Annotated in this window: 13 protein-coding genes; 3 read left to right on the top strand and 10 right to left on the bottom strand. The window is 36.3% G+C overall.

All coding sequences use genetic code 11. The features are described from left to right. Nucleotides 1-128: 128 nt before the first annotated feature. Together F6K27_RS23845 and F6K27_RS23840 are read right to left on the bottom strand one after the other, a co-directional pair. Nucleotides 129-353 carry a hypothetical protein gene (locus F6K27_RS23845; RefSeq protein WP_287278683.1) on the bottom strand — a complete coding sequence of 75 codons (225 nt, stop codon included), beginning with the start codon at nt 351-353 and terminating at the stop codon, nt 129-131. A gap of 100 nt (nt 354-453) precedes the next feature. After that, on the bottom strand, nt 454-615 hold the full coding sequence (locus tag F6K27_RS23840; protein WP_287278681.1) for a hypothetical protein: 162 nt from the start codon (nt 613-615) through the stop codon (nt 454-456). A gap of 730 nt (nt 616-1345) precedes the next feature. Here F6K27_RS23840 and proX point away from each other — a divergent pair. Continuing rightward, a complete protein-coding gene (proX, locus tag F6K27_RS23835; protein ID WP_287278679.1) occupies nt 1346-2362 on the top strand; it encodes a glycine betaine/L-proline ABC transporter substrate-binding protein ProX in 1017 nt (338 codons plus the stop codon). Nucleotides 2363-3160: 798 nt separating this feature from the next. On the opposite strand, the gene F6K27_RS23830 is transcribed toward proX, so the two are convergent. From F6K27_RS23830 to F6K27_RS23810, 5 genes are all read right to left on the bottom strand, one after another. Then, nucleotides 3161-3619, bottom strand: a complete 459-nt coding sequence (locus tag F6K27_RS23830) for an aminotransferase class V-fold PLP-dependent enzyme (protein ID WP_287278678.1) — start codon at nt 3617-3619, stop codon at nt 3161-3163. A gap of 21 nt (nt 3620-3640) precedes the next feature. After that, entirely contained in the window at nt 3641-3922 is a 282-nt protein-coding gene (locus F6K27_RS23825; RefSeq protein ID WP_287278676.1) for a hypothetical protein, read from the bottom strand. 348 nt (nt 3923-4270) lie between these two features. Further along, nucleotides 4271-5266, bottom strand: coding sequence for a threo-3-hydroxy-L-aspartate ammonia-lyase (locus F6K27_RS23820; RefSeq protein WP_124147830.1), 996 nt, complete (start codon nt 5264-5266; stop codon nt 4271-4273). Nucleotides 5267-5929: 663 nt separating this feature from the next. Beyond that, nucleotides 5930-6124: a hypothetical protein gene (locus F6K27_RS23815; RefSeq protein WP_124147831.1), complete on the bottom strand. Its 195-nt coding sequence runs from the start codon at nt 6122-6124 to the stop codon at nt 5930-5932. A gap of 19 nt (nt 6125-6143) precedes the next feature. Further along, nucleotides 6144-6665 (bottom strand): pentapeptide repeat-containing protein, encoded by a 522-nt coding sequence (locus F6K27_RS23810; protein ID WP_124147832.1) that lies wholly within the window; start codon nt 6663-6665, stop codon nt 6144-6146. 55 nt (nt 6666-6720) lie between these two features. On the opposite strand from F6K27_RS23810, the gene F6K27_RS23805 reads away from it, so the two are divergent. Next, a complete protein-coding gene (locus F6K27_RS23805) occupies nt 6721-6888 on the top strand; it encodes a pentapeptide repeat-containing protein (protein ID WP_240039213.1) in 168 nt (55 codons plus the stop codon). Beyond that, a complete protein-coding gene (locus F6K27_RS23800) occupies nt 6872-7261 on the top strand; it encodes a Rid family hydrolase (RefSeq protein ID WP_240039211.1) in 390 nt (129 codons plus the stop codon). Before F6K27_RS23805 ends, F6K27_RS23800 begins: the two co-directional genes overlap by 17 nt. Before the next feature lie 751 nt (nt 7262-8012). On the opposite strand, the gene F6K27_RS23795 is transcribed toward F6K27_RS23800, so the two are convergent. The 3 genes from F6K27_RS23795 to F6K27_RS23785 form a co-directional block, all read right to left on the bottom strand. Then, a complete protein-coding gene (locus tag F6K27_RS23795) occupies nt 8013-10850 on the bottom strand; it encodes a tetratricopeptide repeat protein (RefSeq protein ID WP_287278673.1) in 2838 nt (945 codons plus the stop codon). A 1145-nt stretch (nt 10851-11995) separates the two neighbouring features. Next, nucleotides 11996-12397 carry a hypothetical protein gene (locus F6K27_RS23790; RefSeq protein WP_287278672.1) on the bottom strand — a complete coding sequence of 134 codons (402 nt, stop codon included), beginning with the start codon at nt 12395-12397 and terminating at the stop codon, nt 11996-11998. Nucleotides 12398-12679: 282 nt separating this feature from the next. After that, nucleotides 12680-12954 (bottom strand): helix-turn-helix domain-containing protein (locus tag F6K27_RS23785; protein ID WP_287278670.1); only part of this gene is annotated, 275 nt, incomplete at its 5' end.

Genomic DNA, 12954 nt, shown 5'->3' with positions numbered 1-12954 from the left:
AACTCCAGTTGTTCTTCTTTATTACCTCTTTCCTCCTGACTCGGTCCTTCCCCTCCCAGGAGGGGAGGGGTTAGGGGTGGGTTGGGAGGGGCGAGGGGTGGGTTGACTCCTGAGGACTCCGTAGTTATTTATTTATCACTGTTTAACCGGACATGATATAACATTATTAACCAACCTGTGAGATGAATGTAGTACCAAATGTGATTCATTTCTCCACTTGGCAGCAAATTTTCATCTTGAAGTTTTCCCGAACCTATGGATAAAATTGCTGCCAGTAAAATTGTGGTATTAACAATGCGATGCAGTCTATGCCACCAAATTTTTGTACCTACTTTATTTATTAATTTTGGCAAATCATCTGATTGAATTAAACGGTTTCTGCCAATTTTAATACTAACTATTAGAAACCCCAAAAATACAAAAAACAAGACAAAAGTAAAAGTTCCATGAATATCAATTAAACTGCGGTTTTTTTACAGTCAGACCAAGTTGACCAAATCTACCGTCCCAGCTATCATAAACTAAAAAAACTGTAATTAGGCAAGCAATTATCAGTAAAGCATTAATACCGTGAAATAAGCGGAGTAAAAATGGTTGATATTGTTGAGTTTTCATAATTGAAGAAAGTTTGATCTTTTGTATTCTTTGGGAAATAAACTTGATTGTTTGAGTTTAAATTACCGTAAGCATTCAGGCATCAGCTATCAGCTATTCCTACGGAATGCTACGCAAACAGCTTTATAGAATTAAAAGTATGAATAATAGAATTGCCTATTACTTAACCTTAGCAATAAGTGCGAGCTACATCTACATTTCCCTCCATATAGTTGAAAATGTAGTAGAAGTTAAACCAGTACTTACTTCATTCATTTTTATTGCGCTCGAGCTGACTGCTAATAGCTTAATGCTTACAAATTACCTTATATAATAAACTGTATAATGAACTAGAGTATTATAACATTGAGACAAATATTTGCTGTAAATACCTCTTGCCTCCTGCCTCTAAACTCAGCTCCAGAATATTTTTTCAGATCTCGAAATAATTAGAGCGGTACTGATAACTAATAACTGGTAATTGATAATGCCTCTTGCTTCCTACCTCTAAACTCAGCTCCAGAGTATTTTTTCAGATCTCAAAATAATTAGCGATCGCCTGCGAATTATTGATAACAAATAATTTTCATTTGTTTGATTAACGCTCTAGTATTAGATTGTAATTTAGTGCATAATTTTTGCCTATGAAAATATAGAATACTTAAGCTTTTATAAAGTTTTTGGATAATCAAATGTTTGAGGATATAGTCTACCTAAATAATCTTTATTATAAGTTAATTAGAACTGTTTAATGAAACAAAAGTTCAGAAAATTTGCTTTAGGAATGACTTTGACAATTTTGTTGATAGGTTTAATTGCCTGTCAATCAAATTCGTCTGTAAAAAAAACTAGAGTTCGTGCTGCCCATAGTAATTGGGTTGAAGAACATTTCCAAACAGAAATTGTGAATATTGGTCTGGAAAAACTTGGTTATCAGATTGAAAAACCGAAAGAAATTGATTACCCTGCTATTTATTTGTCTGTTGCTAATAGTGACCTAGATTATAGTGTTATCGGTGCTGAAAAAGCACACCAAGAATATTTTAATAATGCTGGGGGTGAAAAAAAGTTAGAGCGAGTTGGAGTTCTGACTCCTGATTTGATACAAGGTTATCAAATCGATAAAAAAACTGCCGATAAATATAAAATTACTAATCTTGGACAACTTAAAGACCCGAAAATTGCTCAACTATTTGATTCGGATGGTAATGGTAAAGCTAATTTAGTTGGTTGTAATCCTGGTTGGTTTTGTGAACGAATAATCGATCATCATATCAAAGCTTATGGACTAGAAGATACAGTTGAACACAATAGAGGACAATACATTATTTTGCTTGCAGATGTTATTAGTCGCTACCAGCAAGGGAAAAGTGTTCTCTACTATGCTTATAATCCTCACTGGGTATCTACAGTCTTAAAACCAGACAAAGATATAATTTGGTTGGAAGTTCCCTTTACCTCTCTTCCAGAATCCCAGAAAAATATAACAGTAAAAGACACCACTATAGAAGGTAAAAATCTTGGGTTTGCTGTCGATCGCCTGCGAATTTTTGCTAACAAAGAATTTTTAGCAGCTAACCCAGTTGCCAAACGTTGGTTTGAACTGGTTCAAATTCCTGCTGAGGATATGAATGTTGAAAGTCTATATATTAAAGAGGGTGAAGATTCTCCAGAGGATATTCGTCGCCATGCTAAGGAGTGGGTTGAAAATAATCAAGAGTTGTTTGATCGTTGGTTAGAAGAAGCAAAAAAGGCGGCAGATGTTTGACTTATACTAATAGGACTTACGCACCTGAGCGTATTTCCGTCATTGCGACCCATAGGGTTTGCGGAGCATTCCGGAACGGAAAGCAATCTCAAGTCCTAGTTTTTCGTACCTCATACCTAACATCCTGTTGAAGAAGGAGACAGGAGACAGCTATACTGGAGACAGGAGGAAAATTACATGGGGATTCGCTCCCCCAAGTAATTTTGAACACCCCCGTTGACGGTGGGGTATTAAACCCACAAAGAAAATGATAATATTAAATTTGGTTCAATAACATCACAATCAATAGACTTGTAGCTTTATAACTTAAAAATCCCCCAAAAACCTTGTTCTGTAAGGATTGTAGCTATTGGAGAAAAAAAATGCTGGGAATTATTGCTCTGTCTAGGTTAGAGTGATTTTTTCCCTTTATTTAGCGACAACTCTAATAAACTAAAAGACGTTGGTGAAGCGCGTGTATGATATTAATCTTAATTATTTAGGAGTCAACCCACCCCTCGCCCCTCCCCCTTCCAGGAGGGGAATTCAGTCGGACAGAGTCAGGAGGAAAGAAAGAATAAGAAAGAGTAGTAGAAGGAGAAAGTTTTTTGTTCGCGCTCTTATCCTGACAGGATATCATACCTCTTTTCACCAACGTCAACTAAAATAATGGGGTTGCACATTAAAGAATGATAATAGATTTTAAACTGTACATATATTGAGGAAAGAATTATCCAAAAATATCTACTTTCGGATTTAATCATCCCTGATTGTGCAACGCCAAAATAATGATGATGAACTTATTGAATCTATGTACGCTCAAGCAGATTTTTGATAATTCGTTTTTTGAGCAAACTTATCCATAAATTCGACCAGATTTTTAACTGCATCTAAAGTGACAGCATTATAAAGACTGACACGACATCCTCCCTTAGTACGATGTCCTGCTACACCAACAAGTCCAGATGCAAACGCTTCCTGAATGAACTGTTCTTCCAAGCTTTTCGTAGGCAAAGTAAAAACTACATTCATCATCGATCGCGAATCAACTTCTACAGGGCAATCAAATAAAAGTGTCGCATCAATAAAATCATAGAGAGCAGAAGATTTTTGCCTATTAATTTTTTCCATTGCTTCCACTCCACCAATATCTTCTTCTATCCAGCGCAAAATATGCCACATAATATAGATAGAAAAACAGGGAGGTGTATGGTAATTAGACTTACGTTCGGGCGTTGGTGAAAAGAGGTATGATATCTTGTCCGGATAAGAGCGCAAACAAAAAACTTCCTCCTTCTACTACTCTTTCTTCTTCTTTCTTTCTTTCCTCCTGACTCCTGACTCCTGACTCCTGACTCCTAAATAATTAAGATTAATATCATACATTAATTCACCAACGCCACGTTCGATATGGGTGCGATAGTCTAGAAGTTCTGGCAGATCGTCCGGACTATTTTCCAAAATACTCTTTCGGATTACAACCGCAGTCACTCCCGAAAGTCCGACATTTTTCTGAGCGTGTGCATATATATAAGCACAGGGAGAAGGGTCTACGACCTTACTCAAAAAGTCAGAACTCATATCAGCAACTATGGGAATTGGAACTTCAGGAAAATTGTGAAATTGAGTTCCGACAACAGTATTATTGGTGCTTATATCATGTCCGGATAATTAGTTATAAAAAAACTTTCTCCTTCAACTCCAGTTCTTCTTCTTTCTTCCCTCTTTCCTCCTGAATTCCCCTCCTGGGAGGGGCGAGGGGTGGGTTTACTCCTGACTCCTGAGGACTCCGTAGTTATTTATTTATCACTGTTTAACCGGACATGATATTAGATGCTTTGTTGCACAAAAGATTGTTCAATAGTTAATTTGCTAGTTCTTTATAGCTCCTAAACTTTCAATTTAGTCAATTTATTAATTTATTTACAGTTAATTAAGAAATTTAAATAACTCTCCCACCTGTTTTAAATCCACATTTCCTCCACTAATAATTACTCCAACTCTCACACCAGAAACTTTAACAATACCTTCTAATAAAGCTGCTGCTGCCAATGTTCCAGTGGGTTCTATTACTAATTTCATTCTCTCCCAGATAAAATACATTGTTCTTAAAATTTCCTCCTCTGAAACTGTCACCATATCATCAACATAATTCAAAATTAATGGGAAATTTAACTTGCCTAAATAAGGTGTTCTAGCACCATCAGCAATAGTATTAGGATTAGATACAGTTTGTAGAATTTTAGAATAAAAAGACCGAGTTGCATCATCTGCATTTTTCGGTTCCACGCCAATAACTCGACAGTTTTTTAAGAGATTTTTAGTGGCGATCGCGCAACCTGAAAGTAAACCACCCCCACCACAACATACTAATAGTAAATCTAAACTTCCTACTTGTTCAATTAATTCTAAAGCAGTTGTACCTTGTCCGGCAATAATATCACAATGGTCATAAGGAGGAATAATTATCAAACCTTTTTCTTGAGCAATTTTTTGAGCTAGTTTTTCTCTATTTATTTCATTTACATCATAGAAAATTATCTCTGCTCCATAACCACGAGTAGCCGTTTTTTTTACTTGTGGAGCGTTGTCGGGCATAACTATAGTTGTGGGAATATTTAATAATTTTCCTGCTAAGGCGATCGCTTGAGCATGATTGCCCGAAGAGTAGGTTAAGACTCCCGATTGTTTTTGAGTTTTTGATAGTTGAGATAGAGCATTGTAAGCTCCTCTAAACTTAAATGATCCTGTTCGTTGAAAATTTTCACACTTGAAAAATACTTGACAGTTAGTTAGTTGATTTACAGTTTTTGAAGTTATTACAGGTGTGCGATTAGCCACCGACAATAAACGATTAGCTGCGGCCGTAATATTATTGTAATTAACTACAAAATGATCGGCAGATTTTGAGGAATAAATAGACATATTTTCTGAAAATATTCAACAATTATAGCAGAATGAAGAAGAAAGAAGGAAGAAGGAAAAATCTGGCGTGATCTAAGTTTTAAGCTTTTTATCTGTCAAATATAGTAATGGCAACTCCTATAACAATTATCATTCATAATTACTTCTCCTTAAAATTAGAGGATTGACTAAAATGATTTTTTTTATTCTTGATGCGTAGAAGCTTTCAAGCTTAATTATTTGGTAAAAAGAAAAAACAAACAAAGAAATTTTAGGTTGGGGAGAGGAATAGGGGATTCTCACAAAGCCTATAATATCAAATTATTTAACCATTCATTAGACTATAAACAATTCACTATCTCCAGACCTCATACCAAACTAATTAATCATAATTTGAAGTAATTTTATATTAAGAGTTTGAAGTTTTATTCTTCAACCAAACTTCAACAATTAAGATTATTTGGCAGTCCTGCAACGGTAATGGTATTAGACATCTCCTCCACGCATAGGCAGTAGGCAGCTTTGCTGTAGGCAGTAGGGAACCCACCCCTCACCCCTCCCCCTCCCAGGAGGGGAAATAATTGATATATATAGTGTGAGAATTGATTTGATTTTTGATTTTTACCAGATGTCTATTGATTTGGACTTTGGACAAATTACCTAATGATGTCAACTGTTATTACCTCAGCTCCAATTAAAAGAAAGCGGTTGATCTTCGGAGCTTCCCGTAGAGTGGGATGGCGAGGAGACTTCCCCATATCCAATCGACCAAGAGAGAGGATGTATTTCGGTTTCTTTCCTACTCACAGTTTTTTCCGCTCCAGGTCTCCCCATCTCCCCATCTCCCCATCTCCACATATCTCCATTTCCCTCTACCATGAGTATGCACCACTACCGATTATTTTTGGTCTCCCAGACATTGAACTCGTGCTTGAGATAAAATGGGTCTAGGCTGAAATGACTCTAAACCACGGCCATCATAAATAGTTGCTCCATCAGGCATTTTTGCTCCTTCTAATATTACCCCTTCTGTTAAAGCACCCTCGAAAATAGCACCACTTAAATCAGTCTTGCTGAGGTCAGCACCTCTGAGGTCAACTCCACGGAGATTAGCATCCACTAAATTAGACCATTGGAGGTTAGTATTTTGCAGGTTAGCATCAGCTAAGTCAGCACAAGTAAAGTAAGAACCACTAAAATTACTTTTGCTTAAGTCGGCATTTGTTAAGTTAGCTTGTCTAAGTTTTGCACCTCGTCGTCTGATATTACTAAGGTCAGCTCCACTAAGGTCGCATCCTTGACAAACTGCTGATGGATTATCTAAAAATCTTCGGATATCATTGGCATTTTCTGCTAGAATTGGCGTAGTTAATCCGGCAATTGTTAAAAGGGTAATAGTAATAATTTTTGGCAGTTTCATAGTCTTTAATTTTTATTGATATTTACATCTATTATATATTATATAGTGATGTGGTATTGGCTCAAACCTTACTAATGCAAACTTTAAAAAAGCTTCTCTCAAAGAAGTAAATTTAGAAAGGAAAAATTTACAAGGAGCAAATTTGATGGGAGCTGACTTAGAAGGAGCTAATCTGATTAAAGCCAATTTATCTGGTGCTAAAACTTATGGGTGGAAAGTATAAAGATGCAGACTTTACTGATACCATAATGCCGAATGATGAAGAATTTACCAAAGCAGAAACACCAAGCGATAACCAACAAAAAATAGAAACAATAATACCTACTACAATACGCAAAATAATCAAAACCGACAAAGCACCCGAAGCAGTTAGTCCATATAATCAAATGATTTTTGTATCAGGTCAAATAGCGATCGACACTAGAATCAATCAAATAGTCTATACCGACGATGTAAGTAAACAAACAGAACAAGTAATGAAAAACCTAGAAGCTATTCTTACAGCAGTAGGTGGAGTTTGCTCAAACGTTGTCAAAACCACCATTTTCCTCAAAGACATCAACGACTTTGCCACAGTTAATATAAAATCCGGTTGAATACTTATTAGACATAGGAGTGGAAATTACACATATAGATTATTTTTTGTGTCTTTTTTCATAAATTTTCTTCCCTTTTGCCTGTTGCCTGTTGCCTGTTGCCTGTTGCCTGTTGCCTACTTCTGCAAAAAGTCTATTCTTTTTCGGAGATGTCTATTATACCATTTTGATAAATTTTTGCTACAAATAACTAGGGGATTTTTTAGGAGTCAACCCACCCCTCGCCCCTCCCCCTCCCACGAGGGGAAAGACCGAGTCAGGAGTCGTATGGGAATGGCTTCAATACCACTTTTTAGGTTGGAAATCATCTTTTTTGTCAAAGGGATGTCTCCTGAAAATTATTTTTATCCCTCTTACTATTCGTAACATTCTTTTTTCAAAATGGTATTATTAGGAGACAGGAGACAATTATAGTGGTCAATAGGAGTAAGTAATTGAGTATTTGTACTTAATATTTTCCTGAGAATCTGACTGCTGAGAAAGGTCAAATGTAGGAGCTATATAGTATAAATATCTACCAAGTTACGGATTTTTCTACTACTTTTAATGTTAGAAATTGAAGTGCGGAATGTGAGTTTTAATTAGCGGTCAAAAACTTTCTTCTCGTCTTCCTTCTTGACTCCTGATATCATGTCCGGTAGCATAGTTTGTGTATAAAATTAAATCAAAATTGCCAGAAATCCTTCTGCCTTCCCTTCACCAAGGTGTAACTATTCAAGCGGACATGATATGACTCCTGAGTGCAAACAACCTATCGCCAAACCCTAATACAACCATCACCGTCCCCACTGACCAAAAAATCTCCTTCAGGAGAAATTGCTACAGCTAAAACACCCAAAGCATGACCAGTCAAAGTACCCATTTCCAGACCTGTACTCAACTGCCATATTTTAATCATATTATCCGCACCCCCACTCAGCAAAGTATCATCTGGCGAAACTGCTAAACACCAAATACTTTTGTCATGCCCAGTCAAAGTAGCTACTTCCAGACCCGTACTCAACTGCCATAACTTAATAGTGTTGTCATCACTGCCACTCACCAATATTTCACCGTCAGTACTAAACGCAACTGCACTCACATAACCAGAATGCCCCCTGAGAGTTTTAATTTCTTGCCCTGTAGCTAAATGCCAAATCTTAATGGTATTGTCACCACTCCCACTTGCTAACATCTGCCCATCATTGCTAAACGCCACAGACCAAACCCTCTGAGAATGCCCCCTGAGAGTATGAAGTTCGTTACCCGTACTCACCTGCCACAACTTAATTTCGTTATCATCCCCTCCACTCGCTAGTATCTGACCATTGGGACTGAATGCTAAGGACTCAATATCATTGGAATGTCCGCGCAAAGTGCGAATTTTTTTGCCTGTACTCAACTGCCATAGTTTGATAGTGTGGTCGTAACTCCCACTAGCTAATATCTCGCCATTAGGGTTAAATGCCACTGACTCCACATCGTCGGAATGTCCTGTAAAAGTAGAAATTTCTTCTCCGGTACTCAACTGCCACAACTTAATAGTGTCATCATAGCTACCACTAGCTAATATTTGTCCGTCTGGACTGATGGCAAGACAACTTACTCCTTCTGAATGTGCCTGAAATTCATTAGTTACAACACAATTTTCTAGTTTATGTTTCTGTTGTTTTGATGTTTTTTGAACGGGTGGAGATACTGGTTTTATTTCTTCTTGTTGTTGGCGTTTTATTTCTGCCACAACTCCCTGGACAATGCCCAAGTTTCGCCGAGCATCTTCACAGTCTGGCTGTAGTTTTAATGCTTGTTGATAGTCAGTGATCGCCTGTTCGTATTGTCCTAATTGATTAAAAGTATCACCTCGTTTATTATAGGCATCTACCCAATTTTCATTGATCTGCAATGCCTGGGTAAAATCATTAATGGCTGCTTGATATTGACCGATTTTTCCATAAACAAAACCACGATTATAATAAGCTTCACCCCAATTTTGATTCAGCTTTATTGCGTGGTCAAAATCACTAATTGCTCCTAGATAATCTTCCTGTTTAAAATTACTTACTGCTCGTTTGTAGCAAATTTCCATTATATTTAACTGCCTAGTTTCACCAATAGCTGTTAAACATTGATTTAATTTATTTACATATTCCAAATCTTCTGCTTTTACTACAGATTCTATGGCTTCCAATAGCAAAATTAATTTGTCTGGAACTGACGACAAACCCCGTGACTTTAACCAATATTTTAAGGAATGTTCAATCTGTGTAATTGCCCAAACTTTATTTTGTAAATTTGCCAAACTTTGAGCTAAATCTAAAGTCAATTCTGGCATCCAACCAGAACGCTGAATTTCTAAATATTGATAAATTTTTTGATAATATAAAATCACCGATTCCATCATCTCATCAACTTCTGGAGATTCTGGTAAATTTTTAATTAAATCGGGTAATAATTCTGGCAAAATAGGAGGGAGATTATATTCAACTAAAAAATATTCATCTGCTACTAAACCAGCAAATATACAATGATAAAGAGTTAAAAATTTCCCTAATTCCTCAAAGTCTTTCTGATTGACAATATAGTTCATATCCAACTCACTAATGTCAATTCCTGCCTTTCTAAATTTTTGCTCTCGCTGTAATTTTTTCAGGTTGATTAAATTATTACCGCCATAAAGTTCATCAATTTTTTTCCCTTTTTCTCCGGTAGCAATTAACTTAGACCTAATTGCTAACCATCGACGCGCCCGGAGTTTCGCAGATTCATATAAAATATCTTGATAAGGCAATCTAGAAATAATAGGGTCGTAACGATATTTCGACCAACCTAAACTCCAATAAGCAATTCTAAAATTGAGATAATTACCATTAACTTCTGATTCTAAAACTAAAGTTGGCTGAGATTTTAATACACCAAATAAAGCTTTAATACTGGCTTCACTATGAAAAGATTTACTTACCCAAGCTCCTGCCAAAAAATCTATTTCTCTGCCTTTAGCTGTATAATTTATGAAAAATTGTCGCAAACCGTCTGCTAAAGTCAGTTCAATATTAGGGAAAAAATTAGGATAATTATTAGCTGCTTCAAGTCTATCAAATACGAGTTTTGGCGGAGCAAAGAAAACTCGCAGAGGCAGAATTTTTTCCTCTGGATCGGAGTTGAGAATATCGGCAGCAACTAACCAAATAGGAGAATTTTCTAATCTTTTTTGTTCTTCTATAATTTGTAGAGAAGTTTCTCGTTGATAGGCAACTAATTCTCGTTGAAGTTCATAGTTTTGTTTGAGTAGTTCTATTTGAATTGCTTTTTCTTGTTCCAACAGCCATCTTGGAAAATCTATATTTGTTTCGAGTCTGGTAGTTTCGGCAATTTGAATAAATGCCTGTAATTCTTGGGAATTATCTTGACTCAGTTTCTCTAAATCAAAGTTATCTTGATTTTGGATATATTCTAGTTTTAATTTTTCTAGTTGAATATTTTCTTTTCGTTTGGCTAAAACGGGATTTTTTGTAGTTACTATATTTGTAGATTTTGCATTTTTTTTAAGAGTAACAAATTTAGCTGCTTCTGCCACTGCTTTACTAATTTTTTTCAGAAATTTTAATACCATTTTTTTTAGGGAGTAGGGAATTTAAAAGTCAAAAATTCAAAGTCAAAAGTAAGATTTTATCAGCTCAAAACTTTAACAATATAGTAATTTCAGGAAGTTATTTCATATCTAAAGGTTGAAACTATTTGTGACATATTTAAAGTGAATTGGTATTAGTAAGCTTGACTCTATTATATCAAATACGCTTACTTTGGAGTAGAAGATTCTAAAAGAGGCAAAATTCCAAACTTGGTAGGGGTTTGGTCACAAAACCCCTACGATATTAATTGTACCGATACTACCGGATTTGATATTAGACATCCCCAGAAATTTATTAAACGATGGTGGTACATTGTAATGGTTGTGCATTACCGATAAATAAGGGTTTATATCAAATCCGCTCGGGTTCGGTATAAAAAAAATTTTCATCTTCATCCAAGAGCAAATGTTTCGCGCATTCTCTTCCCTCCTGAGGAGGTCCTTCCCCTCCTGGGAGGGGAATAATTGATAATTTATCCCCTATAATTGATTTGATTTTTTATTATTTTTGTGAGTAAAACAGTGGGAGCATCTTGCTCCCGTACTTACCCGACCAAAAAACTTTCTCCTTATACTTGGGGTTTATTCTTCTTTCTTCCCTCCTGAGGAGGTCCGACTGAATTCCCCTCCTGGGAGGGACAGGGGTGGGTTGACTCCTAAGTAATTAAGATTAGTATCATACCCGCGCTTCACCAACGCCTATTTTTGTGAGGAAAACAGTGGGAACATCTTGCTCCCGTACTCGCGGGCAGGATGCTCCCACTGGAAATTGATTGTTCCTATCTACTATTACGATGGAGGACTACCCATTAAACGGTGTTGGTGAATCAAGCTATGAAACCTAAATTTTGCAAAATATAAAATGCTTTTCAGTTAATGTTTATGCCATCGCCATTAAAGCAAAATCATAGCCACGCATCACCAACACCCATTAAACTTATAGGGAGGTAAGCTAAAAATCATTTAGGTTTTATATTCCCTGTTTTCTGTTGCCTGTTGCCTTGAACAAAAATTGGATATATGGTTTAAATGCTTAACAACTTGCCATGGAACGTTCCGACATTTTTTTGATGAAATATCTATTTTTTTAAGGGAACAGGCAAATTTACTAAAGTTTACTTCAACTACTATAATTTTTGCTGTAAATATTTGCACCAATTAACTGCTAAATCAATATCTGTAAAGGGAATTTGGATATTTTTAGAATCAGAAAAAATAAACTCCAAAACTACTTTACCTTGACCTGGTAAATTTTCCGGATCTACTACCTTATTATTAACTAATAATTGTAGCGAAATCACATCTGACAAAGAAAAGGTTTCCAAATTAACAGGTCCCTTACGTGTAGGTTTTCCCCAAGTTATACTTTCACCATTCTGACCCAATACCGCATAAATATCATATTTAGCTTTCTCAAAAGATTCTGCCCAAGCACGGTAAGATTCCAACTTTTGATACTCATTCCAACCTGCCCAAGCTAACCAGATAAACACACCCAATAGGGGCAACCACAATAAACCTCTTTCCATATTAACCTTGTAGATTTTCTAGTTATCTTTTCTTAATTTTAGAACAGCATTTTGGTATTATTTCCCATATTGTTGAATTGATCGACTAATTCTCAACCATTTTATGAAAACTTTATTTTATCCATCATATAGACATCTCCAGAAAAGAGGGAACAGGGAACAGGGAACAGGGAACAGGGAACAGGGAACCCACCCCTCACCCCTCCCAGGAGGGGAATAATTGATAATTTCTGGATAATAATTGATTTTATTTTTGATTTTTGGAGATGTCTAATACTCAAACTAAACTTTTGCAGTCTTTTGCAACGTCTCTGAAGGCAACTCTCCAAACATAGCTTTGTAATCTCTAGCAAAATGACCTGCACTCCAGAACCCAAATTGACCTGCAAGCGTAGTTATACTAGAGTTCTCCGGATCGCTTGCTTTCAGCCGTTGTCGCAATGCATTGAGTCTTCGCACCTTGAGATAACGCATCGGACTCATGCCAAATAACTCCTTAAAACCACGGGATAAAGCGGAACTGCTAGACTCTAAATTTTGAGCTAGCTGTTTTAACG

Source organism: Okeania sp. SIO2F5 (assembly GCF_010692685.1).
GTDB lineage: Bacteria > Cyanobacteriota > Cyanobacteriia > Cyanobacteriales > Microcoleaceae > Okeania > Okeania hirsuta.
The sequence above is the reverse complement of the archived record's forward strand: the minus strand, read 5'-3'. Positions and strand labels throughout refer to the sequence as shown.